At 52.0% G+C, this 25,815-nt stretch carries 27 protein-coding genes and 1 tRNA gene; 6 read left to right on the top strand and 22 right to left on the bottom strand.

The window, feature by feature from the left end:
• Positions 1-142: 142 nt before the first annotated feature.
• Complete coding sequence (locus HJW02_RS10460) at positions 143-670, bottom strand: lipocalin family protein (protein WP_022398149.1); 528 nt, start codon at positions 668-670, stop codon at positions 143-145.
• A complete protein-coding gene (locus HJW02_RS10455) occupies positions 667-1,536 on the bottom strand; it encodes a TIGR01777 family oxidoreductase (RefSeq protein WP_022398150.1) in 870 nt (289 codons plus the stop codon). Before HJW02_RS10455 ends, HJW02_RS10460 begins: the two co-directional genes overlap by 4 nt.
• A 262-nt stretch (positions 1,537-1,798) precedes the next feature.
• Between HJW02_RS10455 and HJW02_RS10450 the strand changes: the two genes are divergently transcribed.
• The gene (locus HJW02_RS10450; RefSeq protein ID WP_022398151.1) at positions 1,799-2,851 is read left to right on the top strand and encodes an SPFH domain-containing protein; all 1,053 of its coding nucleotides are present in this window, start codon (positions 1,799-1,801) and stop codon (positions 2,849-2,851) included.
• A gap of 36 nt (positions 2,852-2,887) precedes the next feature.
• On the opposite strand, the gene HJW02_RS10445 is transcribed toward HJW02_RS10450, so the two are convergent.
• Positions 2,888-3,571 (bottom strand): hypothetical protein, encoded by a 684-nt coding sequence (locus tag HJW02_RS10445; RefSeq protein WP_102730239.1) that lies wholly within the window; start codon positions 3,569-3,571, stop codon positions 2,888-2,890.
• A 74-nt stretch (positions 3,572-3,645) separates the two neighbouring features.
• The gene (locus HJW02_RS10440) at positions 3,646-4,632 is read right to left on the bottom strand and encodes a hypothetical protein (protein ID WP_102721255.1); all 987 of its coding nucleotides are present in this window, start codon (positions 4,630-4,632) and stop codon (positions 3,646-3,648) included.
• 232 nt (positions 4,633-4,864) lie between these two features.
• On the opposite strand from HJW02_RS10440, the gene HJW02_RS10435 reads away from it, so the two are divergent.
• Positions 4,865-5,359 carry a YbhB/YbcL family Raf kinase inhibitor-like protein gene (locus tag HJW02_RS10435; protein ID WP_022398154.1) on the top strand — a complete coding sequence of 165 codons (495 nt, stop codon included), beginning with the start codon at positions 4,865-4,867 and terminating at the stop codon, positions 5,357-5,359.
• Between the two features lie 25 nt (positions 5,360-5,384).
• On the opposite strand, the gene HJW02_RS10430 is transcribed toward HJW02_RS10435, so the two are convergent.
• The 10 genes from HJW02_RS10430 to HJW02_RS10385 all read right to left on the bottom strand — a co-directional run bounded on the left by HJW02_RS10430 (position 5,385) and on the right by HJW02_RS10385 (position 13,151).
• Positions 5,385-6,569: a DUF418 domain-containing protein gene (locus HJW02_RS10430; protein WP_102721254.1), complete on the bottom strand. Its 1,185-nt coding sequence runs from the start codon at positions 6,567-6,569 to the stop codon at positions 5,385-5,387.
• 316 nt (positions 6,570-6,885) lie between these two features.
• A complete protein-coding gene (locus HJW02_RS10425) occupies positions 6,886-7,923 on the bottom strand; it encodes an aminotransferase class I/II-fold pyridoxal phosphate-dependent enzyme (protein WP_102721253.1) in 1,038 nt (345 codons plus the stop codon).
• Between the two features lie 179 nt (positions 7,924-8,102).
• A complete protein-coding gene (locus HJW02_RS10420; protein ID WP_180970987.1) occupies positions 8,103-9,098 on the bottom strand; it encodes an L-dopachrome tautomerase-related protein in 996 nt (331 codons plus the stop codon).
• Between the two features lie 402 nt (positions 9,099-9,500).
• On the bottom strand, positions 9,501-10,151 hold the full coding sequence (locus HJW02_RS10415; RefSeq protein WP_102733139.1) for a recombinase family protein: 651 nt from the start codon (positions 10,149-10,151) through the stop codon (positions 9,501-9,503).
• A 137-nt stretch (positions 10,152-10,288) separates the two neighbouring features.
• On the bottom strand, positions 10,289-10,873 hold the full coding sequence (locus HJW02_RS10410) for a hypothetical protein (RefSeq protein ID WP_146018181.1): 585 nt from the start codon (positions 10,871-10,873) through the stop codon (positions 10,289-10,291).
• A complete protein-coding gene (locus tag HJW02_RS10405; RefSeq protein WP_102721249.1) occupies positions 10,830-11,456 on the bottom strand; it encodes a hypothetical protein in 627 nt (208 codons plus the stop codon). The genes HJW02_RS10410 and HJW02_RS10405 overlap by 44 nt, the downstream gene beginning before the upstream one ends.
• A gap of 48 nt (positions 11,457-11,504) precedes the next feature.
• A complete protein-coding gene (locus tag HJW02_RS10400) occupies positions 11,505-11,888 on the bottom strand; it encodes a hypothetical protein (RefSeq protein ID WP_146018180.1) in 384 nt (127 codons plus the stop codon).
• Positions 11,889-11,898: 10 nt separating this feature from the next.
• Positions 11,899-12,240 carry a hypothetical protein gene (locus tag HJW02_RS10395; protein ID WP_102733137.1) on the bottom strand — a complete coding sequence of 114 codons (342 nt, stop codon included), beginning with the start codon at positions 12,238-12,240 and terminating at the stop codon, positions 11,899-11,901.
• Positions 12,241-12,319: 79 nt separating this feature from the next.
• Positions 12,320-12,943: an outer membrane beta-barrel protein gene (locus HJW02_RS10390; RefSeq protein WP_180970986.1), complete on the bottom strand. Its 624-nt coding sequence runs from the start codon at positions 12,941-12,943 to the stop codon at positions 12,320-12,322.
• Positions 12,944-12,962: 19 nt separating this feature from the next.
• Complete coding sequence (locus HJW02_RS10385) at positions 12,963-13,151, bottom strand: hypothetical protein (RefSeq protein WP_146018179.1); 189 nt, start codon at positions 13,149-13,151, stop codon at positions 12,963-12,965.
• Positions 13,152-13,211: 60 nt separating this feature from the next.
• On the opposite strand from HJW02_RS10385, the gene HJW02_RS10380 reads away from it, so the two are divergent.
• On the top strand, positions 13,212-13,628 hold the full coding sequence (locus HJW02_RS10380; RefSeq protein WP_146018178.1) for a helix-turn-helix transcriptional regulator: 417 nt from the start codon (positions 13,212-13,214) through the stop codon (positions 13,626-13,628).
• Here the strand turns inward: HJW02_RS10380 and HJW02_RS10375 are convergent.
• From HJW02_RS10375 to HJW02_RS10365, 3 genes are all read right to left on the bottom strand, one after another.
• Positions 13,592-14,548 (bottom strand): protein rep, encoded by a 957-nt coding sequence (locus HJW02_RS10375; RefSeq protein WP_146018177.1) that lies wholly within the window; start codon positions 14,546-14,548, stop codon positions 13,592-13,594. The genes HJW02_RS10380 and HJW02_RS10375 overlap by 37 nt on opposite strands.
• Before the next feature lie 437 nt (positions 14,549-14,985).
• On the bottom strand, positions 14,986-16,311 hold the full coding sequence (locus HJW02_RS10370; protein ID WP_102721245.1) for a tyrosine-type recombinase/integrase: 1,326 nt from the start codon (positions 16,309-16,311) through the stop codon (positions 14,986-14,988).
• A 214-nt stretch (positions 16,312-16,525) separates the two neighbouring features.
• A tRNA-Leu gene (locus HJW02_RS10365) sits at positions 16,526-16,612 on the bottom strand.
• A 201-nt stretch (positions 16,613-16,813) separates the two neighbouring features.
• On the opposite strand from HJW02_RS10365, the gene HJW02_RS10360 reads away from it, so the two are divergent.
• Both HJW02_RS10360 and HJW02_RS10355 read left to right on the top strand, forming a co-directional pair.
• Positions 16,814-18,613: a potassium transporter TrkG gene (locus tag HJW02_RS10360; RefSeq protein WP_146018176.1), complete on the top strand. Its 1,800-nt coding sequence runs from the start codon at positions 16,814-16,816 to the stop codon at positions 18,611-18,613.
• A 137-nt stretch (positions 18,614-18,750) separates the two neighbouring features.
• Positions 18,751-20,088: an MATE family efflux transporter gene (locus tag HJW02_RS10355; protein ID WP_022398159.1), complete on the top strand. Its 1,338-nt coding sequence runs from the start codon at positions 18,751-18,753 to the stop codon at positions 20,086-20,088.
• Between the two features lie 410 nt (positions 20,089-20,498).
• On the opposite strand, the gene HJW02_RS10350 is transcribed toward HJW02_RS10355, so the two are convergent.
• From HJW02_RS10350 to rsmA, 5 genes are all read right to left on the bottom strand, one after another.
• On the bottom strand, positions 20,499-21,311 hold the full coding sequence (locus HJW02_RS10350) for a hypothetical protein (RefSeq protein ID WP_146018175.1): 813 nt from the start codon (positions 21,309-21,311) through the stop codon (positions 20,499-20,501).
• A gap of 56 nt (positions 21,312-21,367) precedes the next feature.
• The gene (locus tag HJW02_RS10345) at positions 21,368-21,631 is read right to left on the bottom strand and encodes a hypothetical protein (protein WP_022398161.1); all 264 of its coding nucleotides are present in this window, start codon (positions 21,629-21,631) and stop codon (positions 21,368-21,370) included.
• A 135-nt stretch (positions 21,632-21,766) separates the two neighbouring features.
• Positions 21,767-22,045 carry a TfoX/Sxy family protein gene (locus tag HJW02_RS10340; RefSeq protein ID WP_208050637.1) on the bottom strand — a complete coding sequence of 93 codons (279 nt, stop codon included), beginning with the start codon at positions 22,043-22,045 and terminating at the stop codon, positions 21,767-21,769.
• 117 nt (positions 22,046-22,162) lie between these two features.
• Positions 22,163-22,624: a hypothetical protein gene (locus HJW02_RS10335; protein ID WP_102721243.1), complete on the bottom strand. Its 462-nt coding sequence runs from the start codon at positions 22,622-22,624 to the stop codon at positions 22,163-22,165.
• 14 nt (positions 22,625-22,638) lie between these two features.
• Entirely contained in the window at positions 22,639-23,991 is a 1,353-nt protein-coding gene (rsmA, locus tag HJW02_RS10330; protein ID WP_102721242.1) for a 16S rRNA (adenine(1518)-N(6)/adenine(1519)-N(6))-dimethyltransferase RsmA, read from the bottom strand.
• Between the two features lie 358 nt (positions 23,992-24,349).
• Here rsmA and galE point away from each other — a divergent pair, with 358 nt between their 5' ends.
• Positions 24,350-25,339, top strand: a complete 990-nt coding sequence (galE, locus tag HJW02_RS10325; RefSeq protein WP_102721324.1) for a UDP-glucose 4-epimerase GalE — start codon at positions 24,350-24,352, stop codon at positions 25,337-25,339.
• The last annotated feature ends 476 nt before the right edge of the window (positions 25,340-25,815 follow it).

Genomic DNA, 25,815 nt, shown 5'->3' with positions numbered 1-25,815 from the left:
ACTGGGTAAAAACATCCCTGGGAATGAAGGCCTCCCGGCCTTCACTGCCAAGCGAAGCGGAGGCGTTTTTCCACAAAGGAGCTTGGCTCTTCCATAAAGCCGTTATCCCTACCCCGCACTCCCATTTCAAGAACGGTATCCCTCACAGATCCCGCCCAATGCCATTATCCGTGGAAGCCAGGGAATTGGAGTAAATCAGCTGGGAGGTATCATACCCCAGTTCCTCCGCGCAATGGAGCATCGGCTGAAGCTCTTCATCCCTCAACTGCGGCGTCCGGGCCAGCAGCCACAGGTAATTCAGGGAACCGCCGGAAACCACGGCGCGGCTGTAATCCTCATCCAGAAAGGCCACTTCATACCGGCCGTACACCAGCGGCACGAAGTACACTTTCAAATGATTGGGGGCGTCTCCCACCACAGCCTTCGCATGAGCCTCCTTCCGTTCCCCGGTACGGACGTCATAACCGCTGTTGGTAACGGAAATGGTACCGTTCTCTCCATGGTCATACCGGGCAAGCACCTTGCGAAGTCCGCGCTCAAACCAGTTTTCCAGGCGCGCGATTTCGTGCCATTCCCCCAGATAACGTTCCAGATTGAAATCCGGCATGGGGTCGGTTTTGACGGAATGGCCGTGAAACAGGGAAGTAACGATGGTCTGTATGATACTCATGATTTGACAGGGAATGCTTTGTTAAAAAAGGTGCGGATATCCGGATATTGAAACTCAAATCCCTCCCGCATCAGCGTCTCCGGAATGGCGCACTGCCCGTTGGTAATCACCTGGGAGGCTTCCCCCATCAGCAGGCGCAGGACGGCGTCCGGAACATGGATGGACAAGCGGGTGTGGAAATGTTCTGCGGCAGCCTTGTAGAATTCCCGGTTGGTGGTGCGTTCCGGAGCCGTTACATTGACCGGGCCGGAAATGTCCTCCTTCCCCATGATGAAAATCAGGGCATCCACCAGGTCCTCCAGCGCCACCCAGGAAAAGGGATGGTCCGGGTTCCCTACCGCCGCCGTGATGCCGAACCGGGCCGGGCGCACCATTCTGGGGAGCGCTCCCCCATCCGGGGAAAGGACTACGCCAAACCGGGTGCGGACCAGCCGCACGGAGTCGTTCACCAGTTCCGCCTCCTTTTCCCAGGCCACGCACAATTCCGCCAGAAAGGAATCCGCCGCCGGATCGTCCTGTTCGCCATGGCAGCCGCCGGCCGGACTGTAATACCCGACGGCGGAAGTGGAAATCATCACTTCCGGAGGTTCGTGCAGACGATTGACCGCTTCCACCAGCTTGCGGGTGGTCATAATGCGGCTCTCCACCAGTTCCTGCTTGTAAGCGTCCGTCCACCGCCGGTCGATGGGCGCCCCGGCCAGATTGATGACAGCGTGGCATCCCGCCAGAGCCTCCGCCAGGCAATCCACGCTGTCCTGCGTGAATAGATAGCGCCACAAAGGCGTCACCTGATGCCCGAACACCGCAAGACGGCTGGACAAGTGGCTGCCTATAAATCCGCTGGAACCCGTAATGGCTACATTCATGACTGTAAATCAGATGGCGGCCCGTCTCCGCGGAGGGCGCTCCGGAACACTGCTGGAAATATCCCGCACGGGAACGGACAACCTTTACTGGATAAGACATTTCCACCTCTCTCCTCCGTTCAGCGGAGGACATACTTTGCCGCCTTCCTTTTCCTGAAACGCGCTCTTCACCGGAATTTCCCCTGCGGCCGGACGGAAAAAGAGAACTTGATTTTCACCGGGTGCCTTTTATGTTGGAAACCGTCACAACCACTACTCTCTCATGAATAAAACTCCCAGAACTTTCCTTTCCCTGCTCATTCCCGCCATTGTCATCATTGCTGCGGGTGCGGCGGCCTTCTCCTTTTACAATTTCAGCAACAAGCGCGTGCTGTCCGGTTTTGCCGGCTACGTCTATTCCAAGCCCATTTTCGGCCAGAACAAGTTTGAGGGCATCCTGATCGGGCCATCCTCCACGGGATGGGTATGGCGGAGGGAAGTCAGCAAGGTTTCCATCACGCCGGATACCACGGTGGAGGAATTCGATGCCCGCAACGGCGGCGCCATCCTGGGCAAGGACAAACTGCCCATCTCCTGCAAGGCCTCCCTGGTTTACCGCCTGGACCCGTCCCGAGTGAAGGAATTCATGGAGGATTACGGCGGCATCGCGCAGAGCTCCGGCCGCAATGACGACGAAGTGGCGGACGAGATCATGCTGTTTGCCTACAAGAATTTCATCCAGCAGCCCTTCCGCACCGCCGTACGGGCGGAATTGAGCCAGTACAACGCCCTGGACGCCTCCGGCAGCCTGCAAAAGATTTCCGACAACGTTTACACGCAGTTGAGCAAGCGACTGGACGGCACCCCCTTCATCGTGGATTCCGTAGCCGTGGGAGAAACCAATCCTCCGCAGGCCATCATTGAATCCGTCGTGAAGAAAGTGCAGACCACCCAGGAAAATGAACGGAAGGAGACGGAGCTGCAAATCGCCCGGAAGGACATCGCCATCCAGCGCGCACGCGGGGAGGCGGAAGGAGCCATGAAAATGGAAATAGCGCGCCAGGAAGCGAACGCTAATCTGGCACGCGGCGAGGCGGAAGCCAAAGTCATCGTCATGCAGGGGAAAGCGCGCGCGGAAGCTTCCCTGGAAGCCGCCAGGGCGGAAGCGGCGGGTCTGGCGCTGAAGGAAAAGGCCATGGGGCCGAACGTGCTCCGCGCCAAGGCCTTTGAAAACATGCTGAACAATGCCAAGGTCTACCTTCCCTCCGGCAAGGATGCGGAAGGGAACATGTCCGTGCTGGGCATCCTCAATCTGGACAGGGAGTCCGCCAAATAAGCCTCACTTTCCCCGGCGCTGCCGGAACGGCGGCAGTCATGAAGCGGCGGGACCGGAGATGGAAAAACCGCCCTCCTCCTCTTCCCCGGCAAATTCATGCTTGAGCATGAACAAGCCGCACATGTTCATCAGCACGCAGGCGACATACAGCTTCACGGGCGCCATGGCAAAATCCATCAGAAACCCGGAAGGAAGGCTCAGAATCACCCATCCCCCCGCGCAGATGGCGCCGAGCAGCCCGGCATAGGGAAGAGGCGCCTTTCTGACAAGCCCCCACCAGCCCGCGGGAGAAAGCCCGGAAAAACTTTCCAGCACGGAAGTCCTCATGAAAACGCCCGGGAAATAAGCTGCACCCGCCGCAATGAACAGCCAGATAAGGGGGCTGTCCATGTCCCAGTCCATCACTCCCAGATAAATGACCAGAGGCAGGAAGGAGACTGCCATGCACATTACCAGCCGGATGTAAGGCATCATCAGATCGTCCAGCCATTCCTCCAACTCCGGAAAGAGGCAGATTTCCTCCTCCCCCATGGCGGACCGCTGCACCATCTTCATGAAAAAGGCGCACATGAACGGTTGCAGGAAACAAAAAATGGCAATCCAGCCGATGAGGGGCGCCCAGGCCGCCAGGAACATGGCCCATACAATGAGGACGGCAAAGGCAAAAACCATGGGCCTTCCACGGAAAGGATAGCCCAGAGAAGAGAGATAGTCGGACATTCAAAAATGTTAGAGCAGTCCGTTCACACCGTCAACGCCTTATTGCCGCTCTAACAAAATAGTTCCTCCTTGTTTCAGGAATAAAAATTCTCCACGGTCCGGACGACGCGCTCCATGTCCTGCGGCCCGCAGCGCTGGTCCACGGGAAGCGGCAGAAGATGCAGCGCCAGCTTCCGTTCCAGGCTGCCCTCCGGGGCCTGTTCCAGCACCTCCGGCCACAGCAGGGGAACCAGGATGCGTTCATCAATCAGCACATTCCTCAGCTCGGGAAAAGCCGTCCAAAACGGATAGCAAAATGGAGCGGACAAGGAATCCGGCTCCACGGAAAGGCGGTTCAGATGTCCCAGCCTTTCGTGCAGAAACAGGAAATTGTCCATGCGGCGCAATCGCGCCTGCTCGTAATCAATTCCGCGCATTAACCGCTCCGTCAGACGGGACATTTTCCGCAGGGGGGCGTTTTCCAGCCTCCGTTCGTTCCGTCCGCAGGCGGCGGAAGCCCTTTCCGGCCCACGTTCCAGGCATCCCAGCAGAAAGGCGGCATCCGGCAGAGACTCATCCCGTTCCTCCGGTTCCGGCAGCGGCTGGTCTGCGTCCATGACGGCGATTCCCCCGTCCGGAAGGCCGGAAAACTTGCGCGGACTGTACAGGGACGCCACGCCGGGACGGGCGGGAGAATACAAGGCCAGCGCATTGTCCACAACCAGCCTGCCGCCATACCGGGAGGCCAGCCGGTCCACGTACTTCTCCTTGATGCCGAAGTAGTTTGTATACAGCAGGAATTCTCCTTCCTCCAGCTCCGGCAATTCTTCCGGCTCCAGATGCCCGTCAATGCGGTAAGGAATAACGGGAATGTGAAGCCGTTCCATCGGTTCCAGCACCGTTCCGCACGTATAAAGGGGCACGTGGACACGGCGCACGCCCCCCAGGCGGCGCAGGATATACTCCAAAGCGCGCCTGCCGGAATTCACGGCCACGCTCCGGCCGGGATGCCACTGAGGGAAATTGCCGTATTCCGGCAATTCCAGGCCGAAAAAGCCGCCGATGTCCGTCCGCCCTTCCATACGCCACGCAATACTACATCTCCCTTTCAAAGGAAAGCGCCATCTGGAACGGCACCCTTTCCCGTACCAGGGAACCAACCGAACACGACTGGAAGGAAAAAATCAACAAGGAATGAATCTGGAGCATCCGGGAGAAAGCCGCCGGACAGCCCGGCAGCAAGCCCCTCCACACAATCTCCTGAACCCTTCCCCTCATTTTGAACGAACAACACTGAAATAAAATCCTGACCTTATGCCTTCATCATTTACACTCCACAGCAAGGACCTGGGCGGCGTTGCCACGCCTGTCCACCGGCACACCAGCATAGGCGGCGGCAATCAGTCCCCCGAGCTCTTCTGGACCAATCCGCCGGAAGGAACAAAAAGCTTTGCCGTTACCATCCACGACCGGGACGCGCCTACCGGAAGCGGATTCTGGCACTGGCTGGCCGTCAACATTCCCGCCTCCGTCAGGGAACTGCACGCGGATGCCGGAAATCCGGCTACCCGCCTGATGCCGGAGCAGGCGGTCCAAATTCGCAATGACGCCGGATTCACGGGCTACAGCGGCAGCTTCCCTCCCCCGGGCCACGGGTGGCACCTGTACCTGGTCACCGTTTATGCGCTGGATACGGCGTCCCTGCCCGTGGCTCCGGATACCCCGGCCGCCCAGGTAGGCTTCCAGCTCTGGCAGCACACGCTGGAAAAAGCGTCCCTCGTCTTTTACGACCAGGTACCGGCAAAATAACCTGTACCGGAGAAAATCACCGTTTCTACCGGGCTTCCGGCTTGGCCACCTTTCCGGCGCCCATCCAAGTTGCCCGGTGCCACAGCCCTTCCAGCACCCCGTAACGGTGCCGCTCCAGCCACCAGCGGCAGAACCATATCTGCCCGGCCATGGCAGCGCAGCCGATTGCAAAGCTGGCCAGATACCCGCAATAAGGAGCCAGCCCCAGCGCGTACGGGAAGAAAATCAGGGAGCCTATCAGAGACTGGGAGACATAGTTGGTCAGGCTCATGCGTCCATAAGTCAGCAGAGGAACCGTCACTTTCCTGAAATATTCCAGCCGGTACAGCAGGACGAACCCGGCTACCCACACGCCGGTAAAGCAGACATTGTGCCACATGGTGAACACGGTGTGCACCGGGGCAGGCAAATCCGGCAGGGACATCACCACATAAAACGCCACGGCTCCGGCCAGGGAAAGAAGCATCCCCCGGGTCCAGAACATGGCATTCCGGTCATTCCGCAAAAAGAAATCCTGCCGCCCCAGCACGAACCCCAGCAGAAACAGTCCCGGAGCCTGCATCAGGCGCCCCGCCTCAATGCCCCAGGCCAGGCTTGCCCACTGCCCCACCGTCAGGTTCTCCCACGCCATCAGCCAGAAATTGCCCGTATCCACAGCCGTTTTCAGGGCAGCGTACGATTCCGCAACAGCCAGGGAGGGAGGCGCCCAGCCCGGATTCACCCACTGCGCTGCCGCATACGCCCATTCCAGGGGCTGGGCCAGGAAGAACAGGGATAATACCACCAGAGTGGAAGTCTTCAGCCGGCGGCACGGCACCAGGAGCAGCCCTGCGATGGCGAAGGTCAGCAGCACGTCTCCGCCCGGAAAAAACACCGCATTCATGCAGGCGAACACCGCCAGCAGGCACATGCGCCAGACAAACCTGCCCGCAAAGTCACGGCCCTTCCGGGCCTGGTTGCGGTACTGGATGGCAAAGGTGAACCCGAACAACAGGGCGAAAATGGTGTAGGACTTTCCGGCAAACAGGAAGAAAAAAGCGTCCTTGAACTGCTGGTTGGCCGCCTCCATCACCGGGGAGGAAGCCACGGGATAGGAATTGTAGATGAAATGTTCCAGAAAATGCAGCAGCATGATTGCCATCACGGCAAAACCGCGCAGGGCGTCCACCACATAAATGCGTTTGCTGTCGGGAGAGAGTAAGGGTTCCATGGCTATGATAGTACGGCGTACGGAACGCCTCTGTTTCAACAGAAGCCACCTATACACCATGAAAAAGCCTTTTACAGCCAAAATCGCAGCCGGAGCATCCTTCCGGAAAATTTATTCCATGCCGGGCGGAGGACGCGTCCCCCCGGCCATGGTTGCTGCGCGGTCAAGGACATATCCGTGCCATCCCCGCCCTTCCGCATTCCGGAAAGCTCAATACCGCTTCCCAGGGATGAGCTGGAGAACGATCTTCCCCCTGCCCCCGCAGACAATGAAACCCGGTGCAGGTACCCCGGCGCTCCCCGGAAACGGGAACACCTCAGCACAAACGGCCGATATCTGCCATCAACTCCCGCACGTCTTCCTCCCGCGTGGCCCAGCTCGTGCAGAAACGCACGGTACTGTGGGAGGGGTCCTCCCGGCGCAGGTAGGCAAAGCCGTACTTCTTCCCCAACTCATCCAGGACGTAATCGGGCATCGTGACGAACTGCTGGTTCGTCCCGCTGGCAACGGGGAGCGCCAGTCCCCTGGCGCGGCAGAAATCCCGGAGCATCACGGCCAGACGGTCCGCGTGGGCCCCCAGGCGGAAATAAAGGCCGTCACGGAACAGCTCCAGAAACTGGATGCCCAGAAGCCTCCCTTTCGCGAGCCGGCCGCCCTTCTGCTTGGCAATGTAGCGGAAATCCTCCTTCAGGGCATCATGGCGCAGCACCAGGGCTTCCCCGAACAGGGCGCCGACCTTCGTGCCGCCGATGTAAAAGGCGTCGCAGAGGGAGGCAATTGCCGGCAGATCCAGATCATTGCCTTCATCGCACAAGCCGTAGCCGAGGCGCGCGCCGTCCATATACAGGTACAGCCCCCGGCGGCGGCAGACTTCGGAAATCTCCTGAAGTTCCCTCCGGGAATAAATGGTCCCCAGCTCCGTCGGCTGGGAAATATAAACCATCCGGGGCTGAGGCATATGTTCATGGGCCTCGTCGTCCCAATGGGCGTGCCACGCATCCTCAATCTGCCGGGCCGTCAGCTTCCCGTCCAGGGATGGAATGGCGGAAACCTTGTGGCCGCACGCCTCCACCGCTCCCGACTCATGGACGTTGATATGGCCCGCATCCGCGCACAGCACGCATTGATGGGGGCGCAAGGCCGCCGCAATCACCGTGAAATTGGTCTGGGTTCCTCCAATGAGGAAATGAATGTCCAGGTCCGTTCTGCCGCATAAATTAGCGATCAGCTCCCGGGCCTGGTCGCAATAGGGGTCCTCCCCGTACCCGGCTGTCTGTTCCATATTCGTTTCCGCCAGCCTGCGGAGAATATCCGCATGGGCGCCTTCACTGTAGTCACAGTTGAAAAGAATCATTGCCTTCCTGAAAAACGCGGGGACTGTAGCCCGGGGCGCCTGTCATGTAAAGGAAGATGAAGAATACCTCCGGAACAGGGGCAAGCCACGTCGCGGTTCCGGCGGAGGGCGGCAGGGCGCAAGCGGTTTCACGGCACAGATGCCGGAGGCTCAGCCATCCTCCGCTCCGCCCAGGCCGCTTATTCCGGCAGCTTCACCCTTTTCAGCGTAAACTCCATCTTGGAAATATCCTCGCTGGCTTCCTGAATGCGGGAATTGGTGAAATACAGGTACCCGTCATGAATGCTGAACGTGTCCGGCCACCTGATTCCGTCCCCGGAAGCCAGAACCTTGATCTCCTTGCGGTCCGGAGTGAGATAGACAATGCGGTTCTCTTCCAGGTCCCCCATGTAAAGGTTGCCCCGGTCGTCCATGATCATGCCGTCCGGGGAAGGCGTTTTCATGGAAAAAATCCTGCTTTCATCCACCTTCCGGTCAATCAGTTGGCGGGTGGGTATTCCATACAGGGTTTTACCCGTCAGGGCGTGGAAATACAGGATGCCGTTCTTCCGGTCCAGGGCAATCCCGTCGGCATGGACTTTTCCGTCATGCCTCTTCCCCTCAACGGTGACATGGTCCTGTTCCGCCGTCGTATAGGGGTGATGGTCCAGCATTCGGTAATTCTCTCCGCTCTTCATGTCCAGGACGATCAACCCCGGATCGTTGGAATCCGTAAAATAAATTTTGCCATGCTCACGGTCCACGCGCAGGTCATTAACATAGGAATCCGGGCTGGTGGATTCCGCCAGGGGATACTTCCTGACAAGCTTGTCCGTATTGAGGTCATACACGTACAATGCAGGAACGGCGACAGTCTTGCCGATCATGGGATTCTTCGTATCAATCACATAAAGCCTGTCTCCGTCCGCAACCACGGACTGCACGCACACAAACGCATCTCCGTCTCCGGGCATTCCCTTCTCCCACCGGTTGGTTTTCTCATCCGGATAAGGGGTATAGCTGCCGTCCTTGCGGACCTCCGCCACGGAGCACGGAATCTGCTCCCGCCAGCGGGGAAAATTGACAAAAATCCTGCCCTTGTCCGACACCGTCACTCCGGTCACCTGCGCCCCCTTGAACGAGGCGACGTCCTCAATCTTCGCCTCCGCACGCCCGGCCGGAGCAAACGCGCACATGAGGAATAAAACAACGGAAGCGGAAAAGAAAAAACATTTAACGGGGAACATGGGATTTTAATTTCTCTATTGACTGCAAGACAATACTGAGGCGCTCCGCGTTCATTCCCCGCGGGCGCAGCTTTCCTCGCAGCACCACTCCCGTCATTTGCAAAAAAATGCCCCGTTTTCCCGCACCTGATGCCATTTTGAATGGAAACCGCTATCCTCAAGAAACCAGTAAGGCCGTGCAAGCAGTTAACTTGCACGGCCTTGTTTGGTGCGCCCGAAAGGACTCGAAAGTTTTATGGATTTACTTTGGAAAGAGTCATATTTGAATGTCAGTAAGTTATGATTTTATAAAAACTAGATTTTTAACAAATTTCACAAATTTAATATTAGAAAAGTGTGACTAAAGTGTGATTAGATTCTTCTGCTATCGGTGACTTTAAGGATGGCTTTTACCTTCTTAATAGTACTAAAAGAACACTTTTCCAGTTTGGAAATATCCCTGAAGGACAGACCATCCTGAACACGACGTACAATACCCTTATGCTTGGAGAGAAAATCCTCTATGAGCTGTACAGAGCCTTTAGGACGTCCCAACACTTTTCCCTTTTCTCTGGCAGAAGCCAACCCTGAACGAATCCTTTTGACCGTCATTTCGCGTTCGTTACGGGCTATTTCGGCAAAAGCGGCTAGAAAGATATTTGCCACTCCGTTTCTTTCTCCATTCTCTTGCAAAGTCTCCAAGCCTTGGTTCTGCCAGAAAATAGAAACCTTCAAATCTTCCATCTCTTCCACGAACTTGGAAACTACCGAAAGCCTTCGCGCAATCCGGGAAATTTCAGAAACCACGACTTTTTGAATCTTCCCTTTCCGAGCAAGCTCTTTAACGGTCTCCAAGCCTGCTAGAGAACGTTTCATTCCACTTTCTTGATTTTCTACCACAGCAACAACATTCCAGCCTTTTTCATGACAGAGAGCCTTTAATTCGGAAACTTGTCTGGAGGTATCCTGTTCTTCTGTAGATACGCGACAAAGAATAGCTACCTTGGGGACCTTCTTATTCATGGATAAATGATAAAACAATGTTACTATAAAAACAAGTGTTTTCTTGATAACGCATGAGAATAAAAAATCAGGGCCATGAGACCCTGATAAATTGGATGATTGAAAGCTGAAAATGTGGGAAGGATTTTTTAGTAACACTACTGAAGGTATTGTAGCTCCAAACAGAAGGCGACAACTTCAGCTATGGACCGACGAAGAAGCTTTTCATCTGATGTATTATAGAATTCTTCACACATGCGATAGTAATCCATATATGAAAATCGAGGATTGTCTCTTTTCAACGCCCGTTGTAAAGCTTTTGCACATTTTATTTTTGCCTCCTGAGATGCCCTATTCCAAGCATGACCGTTTTCTTGTGTCCTCAATTTAGTCTCATAACTTCCGCGCCATTCTTGAACATCACCATTTGTGTTCAATTCAGTTTTGTCTCCCCCCTTATCTCCTTCAGCAATAAGGTGAGCCCAAGCGCCAAAAGTAAAGAATATTGTTATCCATAGAACCTCCTTCCCAAAATCGTCACTTTTACATATTCCATAAATCTCTAATATTAATAATATAACACCACAAATGATAGCTACCGTACTACCTAGTAGGGAATAAATACCTATCAAGAGTAAAGCTATAAAAACACCAGCAAATAGGCCTGCCCCCCATACAGAATTATCATCTGCCTTTTTATCATTTTTCATATTCCACAACCCTCCAACAATCTCTTGAGGCATGGCCCATATTTTTATAATCACCCATGTTTGTTTTACTTCCATCAGGATTTATTCGATAAATATTACGAATTACCTTTGTTATATCTGTAGAGAATTGTTCACTATTTCCTATTAATTCAAATCGAACAGTCATATCAAAAAACAAAATTCCAGCTTCACCTTTTCTATAGGAACTAAGTTCTGCTAAACATTCGTACTTGTCATTATGTATCTTTGAAATATTTATTTTTATACTCTTATTCCTTGTAATTGTATCATAAATATCTCTGCTATAATCATCTACATCATATTTGCTTTTATGTATTGGGATAGCTTTTGCTTTACCATTTAGATAATCTTCTAATGACCCATCATATTTCACTAAATCTTTCTTTAACATTTCAGGAAACTCAAAATCTTCGTACATAAAGTTTGTAAGCCTTTCCTCTAAAGTAATTCTTAACTTATCTTCTTCCGATTCATAGAAGAACAAGAAAAACATTCCTACAATCAATGTCATAAAAACTATTATTGCCCCTATGATTTTTTGTTTTATCGAAAATTTGCCAAAATAATTTCTCACTAAATTAATTTTTTCTTTCATAGATTTTATATTCAATATATTCATTTTTATATTTTTTAACTATATAGGTCAACGAGCATTTGATTTTGAAATATTTATTTCATCTTGATTATCAAAAATAATTTCTTCGTCAATAGAATCTTCTCCATCATTTTCATTTGAAATAGATAATTTTCTTGGATGAATATTATCAACAATATCTTTTAAATTATCATTAATAGAAAATATTGTCTGGAATAATACAGAGCCTAAATAAAATAAGAGCGCTATATTTATCCCTATTCCAAAAATTAAAAAGGCTATAGTACCTTCTATATTTCCAACTGCTGTTACAAATGCAATTACCGAGAAAAATAACTGAAGAACTGCAAATATTCTTAGTAGATTAACTACAAACCATTTTGATTTTCTTTGCTCTTCACTGCTACATTCTTCATTATTTATATTATTCATTTTCTAATTTTTAAAGAATAAAAATAACACCTACAATTAATATAAATCCTATTATCACTAATGATATTAGAATCAAATTATAAGTATTATATTTTTCATATTCCTTTTTTTCCGTATTTTTATAAGCTTCTCTGTACGCCATAAAAGCATTCTGACCTGCTTTTCCTGCCTCTTCAAAAGTGGGTCCTTGTCGTGTTAAAATCGCTTTTCTAATAGCATTTTCAGTCATCATATCCACTTTCTCTTTTGCCCTTTGTGATTGATTGATTTTTTCTTCCGATAACCAACATACGCCTGCTGTGAGAATGAGAGCCAATATTAGCAATATCGATTTGCCTAAAGTTTTGTTCATATGCACGTTAATTTTCGCATCTAAAAAACGCCCCTTCTTCCAAAATCAGAAAAAGAGACGTTTAGTCATGCTTTGAAAATTAGAAATCCCAACTAAATCCTGCCTCAATGGCATGCCACGGAGAGCAATTAGAACCCATGCCTATAAGCTCATATCCTATTTGTATTTTCGCATTTTCACTGACATTAAAAACTAATCCAGCATTGAGCGTATACATACTAATACTTTGTTTTACCTCACGATAAGCCGTGCTGGTTTTGGATTTCTCGTCAAGCCATGTCCATGCTATTCCATATTTTGCACCGAAATAGAGGGAAGCACTGTCACAGACAGGAACATGCAGAGTATAGCCCCCTAGCAATGGAACTATTTTTCTACTTGTATCCTGAATACCAAAATCATGACTTCCTTTCATGTACCCAGATGTGATTGAAAGCTGATGAATTACGCTTTCTGTACTGATGTTTTCGTAGAAATCAGCAAGTACCCCTCCCATATCGGGTTCCCAGTCCTGAGAGGCCCAAGCATAAAGCCCTTTGATTCCTACTCCATATGTAGTTTCATTATAGGACTGGCTGTAGGACCGTGATTTCTTCTGAGAACTACCAGCCCAGTAGTATTCCCAAGGATTATCTGAGGCTTGAGAAATAGCGGCAAGAGAAATGGCACTGAGAATGCCTGCAATGAGTATGTTTTTCTTCATAGTATTATGATGGTAAAAATTATTTTGGAGATACATTCTTCAAGAGCTTGTGACGAACCAATTTAACCAATATCAATCGCTCAATCAGGGCAGAAACAGAAATCCGTTCCTCAACGCTCTTCTTGCAAAGCCATTCGTAAGCCTGCGCGGACAAATCCGGCAAAACTATCAAATTGCCCTGTTCTTCTTTCGCTACAATATTCGTCATATGCGCTCCTATGAGCGTATATAGTATATTATATGACAGATTGTCCAGAAGAATTGCAGGATGAAGAGATTATTTTTCGACAAAATCGCTCATAGAGGAGAAAATGACGACATGGAAAAAGCTCCGATTGTGTCTCTTGAGCAGTTAAGAAAATGGATGAAAGAAAACGCCGTTTCGCGGAGCGCGTTGGCAAAAGCTCTTGATATACAAAGGTCAACTGTTGATAACTGGTTCTCTAGCAAGCGCAATTCCATACCTACCCATTTCCATGCTATTTTGCACCGCATTATGGCGGGAGAACGGCTTTCCCCCACTGAGATGAAATCTCAATTGGTGGTTCCTCTGAGTAGCCATGTTCTCAATCTGGCAATGAAAGAGGCCGTTAGGGCCAATATGAAAATAGAAGATTGGATTGCCCAGACTATCGAAGAAAATGCTTCTCAAGAGGCCCGTGGCAATGTGGAACGAGGCGAATAATAGTCCACATAGTCTTCCAAATCGCGATTCCAAAAATATGGTGGGGTCTTCTGAAGGGATTGGTTTTCGTAAGGAGCGGATTTTTTCAATTCCTGAAAAATTTTAGAGAAAGAAATATCGCGCTTACGCTCCATCTGCTTTTCATACTTGCAAAGCCACACCATAAAAGGCTTACCGTACCTCCGAAAATTTTCTTCGATTTTCAAAGGCTTGGCAAAGTAGTGCAATTCCTGAAGGATTTGTTCCTTGACCTTCAATCTCTTCATATTCACTTGCGGCTCATAATCCAAGCCCATCACTTCTTGCCACATCAAAGATAGGACATTCCTACAGATATAGTTTTTTCCTAACATGCAGGGTTTCAGGCATAAAAGGATATGGAAATGCGGATGAGCTTCTTCTGGGCCACTATAATCTACTTCCAGCTTCCTAACGTACCCTTGCACGTATCCTTGGAAACGCTTTTTAGAACAATCTGTTTTTGACGGATTGATTTCAGGATTTTGTAGAGATTGAAAGGTCTTTCTCGTTAAGAGTTTTTCGAATCCCTTACTCATTTTCTCTACTTCTCCTTTGACATCCTCTATAGGACAATTCTTGACTGTCAAGGCAAGCGAAAAAAACACATTCTTTTTATTCTCTTCATAGAATTTATTTATATTTTTATTGAATATGGCCATCCATTTTTGAGAATTCTTTTTAGAACAATAAGGGCAAATTCTTGATTTACAGACTATTGTTGTATAGGAAATATGGCTCAAACAATGATTGTATTTATCAGCAATAAATTTATAACCTATTGATTTACAAGTACATTTCATTTCTTCGAGAAGTTTTTTATATTTTACATATTCTTTTTTCTGTAAAGAATTCATTTCTCCCTGTGATACTTTTTCTAAACTATAATTTTTCTTCTTCATATTCTTTTTATATGATGCCATCTATCCTTTATGATATCTGATTAAATGTGTTTTTAATTTATTCTTAATTATTTATAAATAGAAAAAGAATATTATTTCCATTTCTATTAATTCTTATATATCAAGATAATGATATATTTATTGCAAAAGACACCCCACTCTTGTTTTCAAAATGCAGGAATCTCTGTCTTTTTGAAAATGGGGGAGCCAGAAAAAAGCTACAAATCCATCATCTTATTTCAACATACTTCTCGCATTTTTGTCATCTTCAGAAATGCTTTTAAGTATTATAGATGATTTTACTCAAAATAATCATCTTTTTGTATTCTGAACCATTCGAATCCCACCGCTCTAAAATCTCGTTCTGGGGCGTAGCTGGTGTTTTATCGTCCGGTTTGCGCTCTTCATATTACCCGACGAGGAAAGTACAATTTTTCTTAGTCTTCACCGTAGAAATCCTCCCAGACATCCTCTTCGGATAAATTTTCAGCATAACGCAACGGTTCAATACCACCTGTGTCACGAATACATTTTTCGACCTCTTTTTTAGACTGTTCTCTCCATTCTTTTTCCTGTTCTTCCCTTGCTAGCCGTTCTTTTTCGGCGCGTTCTTTTTCAAGTTCGATTTGTAATGCTTCAACCTCTGAATAGGGGGTTAGATTCCAAAACTCCATGGCTTCTTCATAGGTTAATGGAGTTACATAATGCTGCCTTTGCATTGCTACCGAATTTCCCATTTGGTCTGCAACAAATTGATAATCATTATGTTTAGCAACAAGATATGTCGCACATGAATGACGCAAACCATTTTTTGCGACTCGAACAACACCCTTCAAAGCATTTCGGAATTGCTCCGAAAAAGCATCCTGCTTTCTTTGCTTATTCTTAGCCTTAGTCTTAAAAACTTCTCCAATTCTTTCTTCTTCGGGTACAATTTCCAACCATTTGAGCAAAGTTTCATTCATTAAAACTTGGCGAGGGTCAGTTTTTGACTCCGTAATTACAAAAGTCTTTTTTTCTACTTTAGAAGCCATGGCCTTATTTAAAACTGACCAATCCAATACAATAGCTTCGCTTTGTCGTAAACCTGCAAAAATACTCAATACGACACTTGGATAACACGGATGCATCGGCTTATTCTCATACTTCTTCGGCCTGAAAACATCGAGTATCTTTTCCACATTTGAAACAGAATAGAATTCTTTAGGAGGATTTTCCTTCAATAGATTTTCTAATTTCTCTATTGTATTAAGTCTACAAAACGTGAATAGCTTCTTTATCGTACTGAGATATTCATTTCTTGCTTTGCAACTTAGCAGCTTACCCGTTTTTTCATCAGTTAATCCATTCTTCCAATCCTCAACTTCTTCTTCTGACAAGGAAGACATTTTGTGACCTTCGAAACTTTTTGCGAACCTTTGAACTCGATTAACAAATGCCTTCTGATACTGCTTTGACCCTGAGCCTACCTCTCTTTGAACTGACCACCATTTAACAAACTGTTCAACGGCTTCTTCTGCAAACAAATTTGCTCTTATCTTCTCTTTCTTAGAGCTAAACTCTCTGACGGTTTCACTCAATGATGTGTCAGGATTTTTCTTTTTGAAATGGTCAATAGCCGATGCCTCATCCTTACTTAACGGCTTTACATGAGCCAATCCTGAAGCCTCTATACTTTCGACACGAGTTTCTGCAAGCTTTACCGCCTTTTCAAGAGATTTAGCGTATTGAGATTTTTTTTGTCTCTTTCCATCTGCCGACATGACAGGATACCATATCTTATACGGAGCCGATTTTTTTGCCGTCAACGTAATCAGAACGTCGTTACTAAATTCCTGAACTACTTTTTTATGATACCCCTTTTTACTCACCCTTTTATTCTACCAGAATAATTCCAAAAATCAATTCCGCGAAGTGTGACTAAAGTGTGACTACAAACAAGAAGCCTCTGTAAGCTATTAACTTACAGAGGCTATTTGGTGCGCCCGAAAGGACTCGAACCTTCACGGGGGAACCCCCACTAGAACCTGAATCTAGCGCGTCTACCAATTCCGCCACGAGCGCACATGGTTTGGTAAGAACGGGGGTTATTATGCACAGCGGCGGCGGATTGGCAACTATTTTCCTGCACATGAAAGAAAATATTTTCCAGGACCTCTTTCCTCCCGGCAACCGGGACGGCATGGAAACGATATAAGGGCTTCTCAAATCCTTCCGTATGCAGTAGTCTCCCCTCAGCATCAGAGGCACCACCATTGCAGGCTTGTGAATGAGACGAGGGAAAAACCGCTATTGAACCGTTTTGAGGTCATGGAAATGGGGTTCGGCCTGTGTACGCTGGCCGCCCTGATGTGGCTGCTGTGGTGGAACGGCTTCGGCGAGATTCATGAGGACCAGCTTTCCCTGCGTTATTTCCGGGAAATCCTGTCCCTGCTGGTGCTCGGCCAGCTTACCGGAGTTCTCGGCATCCTGCGGGAGAAGTGGCTTGCCAGGTCCATCCGGAACCCGCGGTGGATGGAGCTGGGGCTGGGCCTCCTTATCCTGGTCATGCTGGCCGGGAATTTTTTCAATTCCACCTTTATTTCCAGAATAGAACTTCAGAATATTTTCCGCGCCCTCTGCCTCTGCTACGGAGCGGCTCCCCTGCTAAACCTGAAGGAGTATTTTTTCCGCCTGGCCCGCCGGAACCGGGGGTTCCACCTGCCGCGCATCCGCCCGGCCCTGCTTTTCCTGCTCACGCTGATTGCCTTCATTACGCTGGGGGGAACCCTCCTCATGTCGCCCGGCGCTACCAAGGACGGCATCATTCTTTCCCCTACGGACGCCTATTTCATCAGCACCAGCGCCGTCTGCGTCACGGGGCTCGTGCCCCTGAACGTCCATGAGCATTTCACCAATTACGGGCAGACCATTTTGCTGGTGCTTTTCCAGGTAGGCGCTTTCGGCATCATGACGTTCACTTATTTCGTCTCCCTGATGGTGGGCCAGGGCCTGAGCCTGCGTTCCAAGGTGACCATCAGCAACCTGCTGGATGAAGAGGGCATCGCCCAGGTGGACCGGTTCATCAAGAACATCATTGCCGTCACGTTCGGGGTGGAGGCGCTGGGAGCCATAGCCCTTTATTTTTCCTGGAGGAACGTACCGGGGCTGGAGGGGGACACGCTCTGGTGGTACGCCGTGTTCCATTCCGTTTCCGGCTTCTGCAACGCAGGGTTCAGCCTGTTTGCGGACAACCTGGCTACGCCGGATGTGGCCTACAATATGGGCGGCCAGATTACCATCATGGTGATGGTGCTCTGCGGCAGCCTGGGGTTTGCGATGTACCTGGAGATCGTCCGCCGCGCCAGGGTGGCCCTGGGCTGGGACAGCCGGAACACTATCAGCCGCCACTGGTCCACGTACAGCTGGCTGGTCGTGCGCATGACCGCCGCGCTGGTGCTGGGCGGCGGATTGATCCTGTTCCTGATCAAGGCGATTGACGGCAGCCTGTTCACTTCTGCCGATCCCTGGTACTGGATTCTGTGGGAAAGCCTGTTCAACGCCACGGCGCGCACCGCCGGGTTCAATATTTCAGACATGGCGCTCAACAGCGTCCCGTACGCCCTGTTCCTGGGGGCGCTCATGTTCATCGGCGGCAATCCCGGTTCCACGACGGGGGGCGTCCATACCACCGCGTTCGCCGTTTCCTGCGGGGAGGTGGCGCGCATCTTGCAGGGCAAGCAGGACGTGGTGATGCACAAGCGCCGGATTGCCCGCAGCGTGGTGGAGCGCGCCGTCATCACCGTTATCCTGGCCGGGGCCTGGGTAGGCATGATGACCACGGTCATGTGTTTTGCGGAACCGGAACTGAGCCTGGAACGCCTGTTTTTCGAGGTAGTCAGCTCCTTCGCCACGGTAGGTTTTTCCTGGAACGTCACGCCGGAACTCAGCGATGCAGGCAAATGGATTATCGTGTTTAACATGATCGTGGGCCGCGTGGGCATGGTGGCATTCGTGCTGGCGTTCATGAAACAGCCCAGCAAGTCTCCGCTGCGGTATCCGGAAACCAGGCTTCCCCTCAGCTGACCCGCGGTTTTTCTCCGTTTTTCATGACATGCATGGAGACAAACGCATTTCTTTCTTGCATGAAAACGGTTTGAGTCAAGAATGCCGGACCTTTAGCGCCTGCTCCCGGCAGATCATGCCCGCGGGACGCCCTTGTTATGAATAATCCCTCCTTTATTTCCTATCAAAAGATATGGCTCATGTCGTATCCCCTCATGATCAGCCTGATCATTGAGCACATGATCGGCCTGACGGACGCCATTTTCCTGGGCCGCGTGGGGGATGTGGCGCTGGGAGCGTGCGCCCTGGGCGGCGTGTATTACATGGCCATGTTCATGCTGGCTTTCGGCTTCGGATTCGGGGCGCAGATCATCATTGCGCGCCGCAACGGGGAACGCCGTTACAACCGCATTGGACCCACCATGATCCAGGGTTGTTATTTCATGCTGGCCCTGGCGGTGGTTCTGTTCACCGCCTCCCAATATTTTTCGCCCATCATCCTGCGGGATATCATCGAGTCCCCGCAGGTTTACGACGCCACGGCGGATTACCTGCACTGGCGCACCTACGGCATCTTTTTCTCCTTCCTCTGCGTGATGTTCCGCGCCTATTACGTGGGGATTACCCAAACGAAGATTCTGACGATTAACTCCGTCGTGATGCTCCTGAGCAACGTGGTGCTGAATTACTGCCTCATTTTCGGGAAAGGCGGCTTTCCCGTCATGGGCATCGCCGGGGCGGCCATTGCCTCCAGCGTGTCGGAGGCCGTTTCCCTCCTCTTTTTCATCATTTACACGGGCACGACGGCAGACAAGCGGAAGTACGGCTTCCGCCGGGCGTTCACGTTCCGTCCCCATCTGCTGAAAGGCATGCTGTCCATTTCCGGCTGGACCATGGTGCAATCCTTCATTTCCGTCTCCATCTGGTTCATCTTTTTCCTGGCGATTGAACATCTGGGGGAACGCCCCCTGGCCGTGACCAACATCGTGCGCAATATTTCCGCGCTGCTCATCATGGTGATCAGCGCCTTCGCCACCACGGCGGGGGCCCTCATCAGCAACCAGATCGGCGCGGGGGAACAGCGCTATCTGTTCAGAACCTGCGGGATGACGCTTAACCTGACGTATGCCATCCTGGTTCCGCTGCTTGTCATCCTGTGCCTGTTCCCGGAACCCGTTCTCAGAGTTTTCACGGATAATCCGTCCCTGATTGCCGCCAGCATTAATTCCGTTTATGTGATGTCCACCTCCACCCTGATCATGGCTCCGGCATTCATCCTGTTTAATGCCGTATCCGGCACGGGCAACACGAAGGCGGGCTTCATCATGGAGATGATTTCCCTGACTGTTTACACCGCCGCCGTTTATTACATCGTCATCAGGCTCAAGCCTGACGTGGCTCTCTGCTGGTTCTCCGAACACGTTTACGGCATTGCCCTGATAGCACTGGCGTGGTGGTACCTGAAGAGCGGAAAATGGCGCGGCAAGAAGGTATAAACAGGAATACGGCAAAAACGCAACCCTTCCCTGCTTTTTTCCACCGTAAAAGGCGGCGGCATCCATCCATGCCCATGACGTTCCTTGATGAGAGCGGCATGGATGGAGGAGTGTCCATTCCGCCCCAGTCAAGCCAACCGGGTTCAACCCGTTTCCCTCATCCATGTCCCGGATAAAAAAGTCCGGCCATTCACAGACGCCGGAAGAATAGATCGATTCGCTCCCATTCAGGAAGAACCTTTAAGCGTGAAACAGGGGTTTTCCATTCTGCAAATCAGGGGAAAACGACGCCAGCGCATTTCCGGAACGGCCTTTCCTAGGAGAGCACCGCCACCTTTCAGAGGTCTTTCCCAAGGGCATAAAAAAGCCCCGCGGCACAAGCCGCAGGGCAAAAACGGAACAGGCCGGGATTATTCTTCGCCGGAATCCTCTTCGGAATCACGGTCTTCCTCCGGAGAGGAAGCTTTTTCCTGCTGCTGGGGGGCGGCCTTCTGGGCGTGCTTGCGGCGGGATTCTTCCATCATGAAGAATTCCGCGCAGCGGAAGGCGCGGCGCGCGGCTTCACGCGCCGTCTGGTCGTCCATCAGGGCAAGCCCTTCTTCAGACACTTCCGCCAGGAACATTTTCCAGGCGCGGGAGGCCACTTTCTTGCCATCCAGCTGCTTGAAGGAAGCGGAGTCCTGCATGGGCTGGCGGTCTTCTGAGCCGTTGCCCTTTTTATTGCGGCGGCGGCGCTTGCGCTTGTTGAAGGAACCTTCAGAAGCTCCGCCCACGGTTTCCGGCTGGGCAAAGGAGTCTCCGCCATGCTGTTCATGGCGTTCCTGCTGTTCCGGGTTGCGGTTGGGGCGGAAGGATTCGCGCTTGACCTTGACCGGAGCGGCAGCCTGAGGCCTTTGGGAAGCCTCGGGAGCGGTATTTTTTTCAACGGGAGCGGCGGGAGCCGGAGTCACGGAAGGAGCCGGCGCTTCAGCGGCGGAGGCCTTCTTGTCAGCCGCCTTTTTGGCGGGTTTCACGGTTTTTGCCTTGGCCGCGGTTTTCGGGGCGGACTTGACCGTTTTGATTTTGGGCGCTTCTACGGAAGCGGCGTCAGCAGCGGGCTTCTTTTCAGCCGCGGCGGCCTTCTTGGTCGTAGAGGCCGTCTTTTTGGCAGCCGTTTTGCGGGCAGCCGTTTTTTTGGCTGCGGACGCTTCCGGAGCACCTGTTTCTAATGGTTTTTTTGCCATAAAATTTCAAGTGAAAGAAAGGATTATGAATCAATTCCGGAGATTGTCGAGATTTATCACGGAGCCTCATCCGGAAGGGCCGGCAAATCTTTCAAAAGCGCCTTGTACTTTCCCGAATCAAAGGGGCGGCCGCCCACCACCATCTCATTAATGGTGATGGCAAGGGCCTGCGCCATCAGTTCCAGGGCTTCCTGCTCTTCCAGTTTTTCCCGGCCCGTCAGGCGCTCCAGGCAGGCCTTGACATAGGCAGTGTCCGGCGCTTCCAGCTGCTCCCGCACGGCAGGCACCAGCGTTTCAATCATTTCATCCGGTATTTCCATAAGATTTTCCTTCTGCTGTTTGGATTACCCTAACGAAGTTCAGGAGAATTTTCCCCTGTCCGCCCCTGAATTGCGCTGCCAGGATGCCGGCTCCGTAAAGGTAATATTAATTTTTCAATAATTTGATTCCAATGATCAATCCTCGATTTTTGCCTTTAATTCTTCTTTCAATTCAGAGGGAATGTCATTCCAGTGCAAGTTCAGCAACGCCCCTTCCAGAGAATACAGGTAATAACATACAGGCACCGTCTTGTCAGGATAGTTACCGCATATTTTTTTAAATGCCTCAACGGAAGTCATTTTCTCAAGATCAGCCAAGGTGAACACACCGATTTCATTAAGGCATTTTTTTATAGCCGCCCCGATGTTTTTTGCCTGCCTTAAATCGCTTGTTATCTTGAATTTCATTTTCATTGCGGCTTATTTACCGTCATCTCACTTTCGATTCCCTCCCGGTTTTTTTATCGCAACATGGCTGATGTTCCGGGTTGCTGCTCCGTTCCATTTCCACAGGGATGCCTGCTGTTTTCCCTACATGGCGCCCATGCGGCTGCGGATGACGGATTGCAGCTCCGTTTCAAATTCCCTCAGGTCATCCGCCGTGGGTTCTCCGAGCGTGGCGTCCCAGTTGATGCGGCCCGTTCGGTCGATGTCCCACACGCCCTGGGCTCCGCTCCTGAACAGAATCTTGCCGGCCATCAGGGCATGGGGAGGCGTTATCTCATCCACGGTTACCTGGGTTTTACCCAGCAGAGAGGCGGGGGGAGCCGTCGCTCCGGAAAGCTCCGCCGGCTGCTCGGCCTGGGGTTCCGGTTCCGGCTGCCTGATTTGAATATCCAGGTCCTGAAGCAGGAACCTGGTATCCATGAATGTCAGCTTGATGCCCAGGTCTTCATGCAGCCTCTTCTGGATGGCGTTTAAATCCAGCCCTTCTTCCGCCCAGTCCCGGATGGACCGGACCTGCTCCGGAGATAATTGATCAGGGTTAATCATGATATGTATTTGAGTTAGAATGATGCGTTTTTGTTCGCGGCCAGCCATGCATTCCAGCACGGAATGAACGCGGGGGAGAAGTCCTGCGGGCGGCGCTCCACCCATGCCTGGATTTGTTCCGGCGTAAACCACTGCACGCTATCCACTTCCGCCGCGGGAAAACGAACTTTCCCGGAGTACCGCCCTTCATAGAGCGCGATGAATTCCCAGCCGTTGTTTTCACCTGCGTCAAAGTCCGCAATTTTCCGCAGCTCGCAGCCGGAGATGCCCAGTTCCTCCTTCAGCTCCCGCGCCGCGGCCTCCCCATAGCTTTCCCCGGCATCCAGATGCCCGGCAGCGGAGGAATCCCACTTGCCCGGCTGCCTGTCCTTCCACAGCGATCTTTTCTGGAGGAGCACAGCCCCATGCTTGTTGACCAGGAACATGTGCACGGCGCGGTGGAGAAGGTTCCCTTCATGGATTTCCCGGCGCGTGCCCTGCCCCGTCATCTGGTTGAGTTCGTCCACCACGTCAAACAATTCGTCCCCGCTCTGCGCCACGTCCTTGAGGGGGTTGGCGTCGTAAGCCCGCGCCAGCTCCACCCACTGGGCCAAATTCAGTTCCTCGGCCCTGGCGGAAGGGGAAAGTCCCAGGGAGGCGGCTACTTCCTCCCACGGAGGGGAGGCCGGAAGCTGTTTTTTCAACTGCTTGCGCCTCTGGGAGAAAGCCTTGCGCATCAGCTCGTCCATCAGCCGGTCGTCATACGGGGGCAGGTCGCGGACGGGGCGCGGCGTGAGCAGCATCACGGTGGAATCAATCCGGGGCCGGGGATGGAACGCTTCCGGGGGAATAGTTTTCAGGGCGCGGGGAATCCAGTTTTTCTGGATGCGCAGGGACAACAGCCCGAAGGCGTCGTCATCCGGAGTCGCCAGAATGCGGTCGATGAATTCCTTCTGGAGCATCACCACGGCCCGTTCCACGGCGCTGGGCCTGGACAGGAAGTTCTGGAGAATGGCGCCTCCCGCGGAATAGGGAAGGTTGCCCAGGAACTTGACGGGAGCTTCCGCAAACAATCCCCGCGGGTCCCAGGACGCGCCGTCCGCATGGTGAACCTCCACATGGGGATCTCCGGCCCAGCGCTCTTTCTGGTATTCCGCCAGGCGGGAGTCGAATTCCACCAGAATCAATTTGCGGCAAAGAGGGGCGGCGTGCTCCGTCAGGGCTCCGGTTCCGGGCCCTACTTCCACCACGCAGTCCTGTGGCTGAATTTCAAGCTGGCCCACAATCCAGCGCGCCACATTTTCATCCGTCAGGAAGTTCTGTCCCAGGGATTTGCTGGGGCGCACTTCGTGATCTTCCAGAACATTCCTGATCTCGGACGGTTTCATAATAAGGGGATGTTCTCAAAAATGCACATCAGGAGCCAGTAAAAAGCGGGGCAGTTTCCGGCATGAAAACGGAGGCGGCCCGCACGCCGCCAGAGGAAAGCGCCCGGACCATGCAAAGGAGCCTTGCCCCTTGCGCACCGGAACGGGAGCGTTGCCGCCCCATGCGTCCGGCATCCTGCGCATGGGCGGCGGCAGACGTATCACAAATTGACAAAAAGGGGAAAACATGTCACTTTTACAGGTGTCCGGAACAGTGACGCAGCCTGCCGCGAACCGGAAGTTTCCGCAGGTTCCGGCGCGTACGGACACCCTTGCCGGAGAAAAGGTTGAACCGGCCCAACAGCAATTTGATAAGATCATGAAAGTACTTGTAACCGGCGGCGCCGGATATATTGGTTCCCACACGGTGCGCCAGCTCGTCAAAATCGGCGCTGACGTGACTGTGCTGGACAACATGGTGTACGGCCACATCGGAGCCCTCGTGGACCCGGAGGTGAAACTGGTCAAGGGCGACCTGGGAGACGCCTCCGTCGTGTATCCCCTCCTGATGAAGGGCGGCTTTGACGCCGTGATTCACTTTGCCGCCTTCATCAACGTGGGCGAGTCCGTCCAGGATCCCCTCAAGTACTACATGAACAACATCGCCCGTCCCCTCGTCCTCCTGGGAGCCATGCAGGCCGCCGGCGTCAAGCGCTTCGTCTTCTCCTCCACCTGCGCCACGTACGGCGTCCCCACCCAGATTCCAATCCCGGAAACGGAAAAGCAGGATCCAATCAATCCTTACGGCAGCTCCAAGTACATGCTGGAAAAGGTCTGCAAGGATTGCGACCGCGCCTGGGGCCTCAAGAGCGTTTTCCTGCGCTATTTCAATGCCTCCGGCTGCAGCGAGGACGGCCTGATCGGTGAAGACCACGACCCGGAAACCCACCTCATCCCCAACATCCTGCTCACGCTGACCGGGGAAAAGGAATACATCGAAGTCTTCGGCACGGATTACGATACGCCGGACGGCACCTGCATCCGCGACTACATCCACGTCAACGACCTGGCGGACGCCCACCTGAGAGCGGTGGACTACCTGATGAAGGGCGGCTCCACGGAATGCTTCAATCTGGGAACCGGCCTGGGGCTTTCCGTCCGGGAAATCCTGGAAACGGCTGAAAAAGTCACCGGCAGGAAAATCCCCGTCCGCTACGGCCCGCGCCGCGAAGGCGACCCGCCCCGCCTGATTGCCAATCCCAAGAAGGCCAGGGAAATCCTCGGCTGGGAAGCCCGGTGCAAGGACGCCGGAGCCATCGTGGAAACAGCCTGGAAGTGGATGACCGGTCCGCGCCACGGCCACTATTGATTCCCTTTCCTGCCTTAAAGGATCATTCCCTTTTCCGCCCTGCCATGCAGCCCATGGCAGGGCTTTTTTCGCAAAACGAACGGCATCCGGGGCATCAGGCTTTTTCCATGGTCAGCCTGTGCAGGGAAAACACGCGCCTGAACATGCGGGACATTCCTTCCGTATTCCCCAGCCTTCTTCATCCGCACCCGGGACAGCCCATGCTCCGGCCCGCAAACAAAACCAGGAAACGCTCCTCCCCAGCCCGGACGACTGCCATAAAACTCGTAAACCGCTCACCATAAAACACCGTTTTATTCATATCTGGTCATCATGCAGACCAGAGGAATATTAACATCTTTGCACTCGCCCCAACCGGAAAAAACGTTATATTATTCTCAGGAACCTCCCTTACTGCATGAGCCTGCACATTGAAAGTACTGAAGACGCCCTTGCGGAATTGAAGAAACAGCGCGTCAAGACGCTGACCGCCGCCA

It is taken from the genome of Akkermansia sp. GGCC_0220, assembly GCF_017566105.1.
Taxonomy (GTDB): Bacteria; Verrucomicrobiota; Verrucomicrobiia; order Verrucomicrobiales; family Akkermansiaceae; genus Akkermansia; species Akkermansia massiliensis.
This window is presented reverse-complemented; position numbering and strand designations above follow the sequence as displayed.

Bases quoted from the DNA above. Each gene is read 5' to 3' on its own strand.
- HJW02_RS10420 (WP_180970987.1), bottom strand. From the start codon at position 9,098: ATGTGCGCGTTTGCTCCGGCCGGGCGTGCGGAGGCGAAGATTGAGGAC.
- HJW02_RS10430 (WP_102721254.1), bottom strand. From the start codon at position 6,569: ATGGAACCCTTACTCTCTCCCGACAGCAAACGCATTTATGTGGTGGAC.
- HJW02_RS10340 (WP_208050637.1), bottom strand. From the start codon at position 22,045: ATGAAAATGAAATTCAAGATAACAAGCGATTTAAGGCAGGCAAAAAAC.
- HJW02_RS10375 (WP_146018177.1), bottom strand. From the start codon at position 14,548: ATGAAGAAGAAAAATTATAGTTTAGAAAAAGTATCACAGGGAGAAATG.
- HJW02_RS10350 (WP_146018175.1), bottom strand. From the start codon at position 21,311: ATGGCAAAAAAACCATTAGAAACAGGTGCTCCGGAAGCGTCCGCAGCC.
- HJW02_RS10450 (WP_022398151.1), top strand. From the start codon at position 1,799: ATGAATAAAACTCCCAGAACTTTCCTTTCCCTGCTCATTCCCGCCATT.
- HJW02_RS10425 (WP_102721253.1), bottom strand. From the start codon at position 7,923: ATGATTCTTTTCAACTGTGACTACAGTGAAGGCGCCCATGCGGATATT.
- HJW02_RS10440 (WP_102721255.1), bottom strand. From the start codon at position 4,632: ATGGAAGGGCGGACGGACATCGGCGGCTTTTTCGGCCTGGAATTGCCG.
- HJW02_RS10460 (WP_022398149.1), bottom strand. From the start codon at position 670: ATGAGTATCATACAGACCATCGTTACTTCCCTGTTTCACGGCCATTCC.
- HJW02_RS10445 (WP_102730239.1), bottom strand. From the start codon at position 3,571: ATGTCCGACTATCTCTCTTCTCTGGGCTATCCTTTCCGTGGAAGGCCC.
- rsmA (WP_102721242.1), bottom strand. From the start codon at position 23,991: ATGAAACCGTCCGAGATCAGGAATGTTCTGGAAGATCACGAAGTGCGC.
- HJW02_RS10395 (WP_102733137.1), bottom strand. From the start codon at position 12,240: ATGAACAAAACTTTAGGCAAATCGATATTGCTAATATTGGCTCTCATT.
- HJW02_RS10355 (WP_022398159.1), top strand. From the start codon at position 18,751: ATGAATAATCCCTCCTTTATTTCCTATCAAAAGATATGGCTCATGTCG.
- HJW02_RS10400 (WP_146018180.1), bottom strand. From the start codon at position 11,888: ATGAATAATATAAATAATGAAGAATGTAGCAGTGAAGAGCAAAGAAAA.
- HJW02_RS10390 (WP_180970986.1), bottom strand. From the start codon at position 12,943: ATGAAGAAAAACATACTCATTGCAGGCATTCTCAGTGCCATTTCTCTT.
- HJW02_RS10385 (WP_146018179.1), bottom strand. From the start codon at position 13,151: ATGACGAATATTGTAGCGAAAGAAGAACAGGGCAATTTGATAGTTTTG.
- HJW02_RS10435 (WP_022398154.1), top strand. From the start codon at position 4,865: ATGCCTTCATCATTTACACTCCACAGCAAGGACCTGGGCGGCGTTGCC.
- HJW02_RS10415 (WP_102733139.1), bottom strand. From the start codon at position 10,151: ATGAATAAGAAGGTCCCCAAGGTAGCTATTCTTTGTCGCGTATCTACA.
- HJW02_RS10380 (WP_146018178.1), top strand. From the start codon at position 13,212: ATGAAGAGATTATTTTTCGACAAAATCGCTCATAGAGGAGAAAATGAC.
- HJW02_RS10370 (WP_102721245.1), bottom strand. From the start codon at position 16,311: ATGTCGGCAGATGGAAAGAGACAAAAAAAATCTCAATACGCTAAATCT.
- galE (WP_102721324.1), top strand. From the start codon at position 24,350: ATGAAAGTACTTGTAACCGGCGGCGCCGGATATATTGGTTCCCACACG.
- HJW02_RS10405 (WP_102721249.1), bottom strand. From the start codon at position 11,456: ATGAAAGAAAAAATTAATTTAGTGAGAAATTATTTTGGCAAATTTTCG.
- HJW02_RS10345 (WP_022398161.1), bottom strand. From the start codon at position 21,631: ATGGAAATACCGGATGAAATGATTGAAACGCTGGTGCCTGCCGTGCGG.
- HJW02_RS10455 (WP_022398150.1), bottom strand. From the start codon at position 1,536: ATGAATGTAGCCATTACGGGTTCCAGCGGATTTATAGGCAGCCACTTG.
- HJW02_RS10410 (WP_146018181.1), bottom strand. From the start codon at position 10,873: ATGCCTCAAGAGATTGTTGGAGGGTTGTGGAATATGAAAAATGATAAA.
- HJW02_RS10335 (WP_102721243.1), bottom strand. From the start codon at position 22,624: ATGATTAACCCTGATCAATTATCTCCGGAGCAGGTCCGGTCCATCCGG.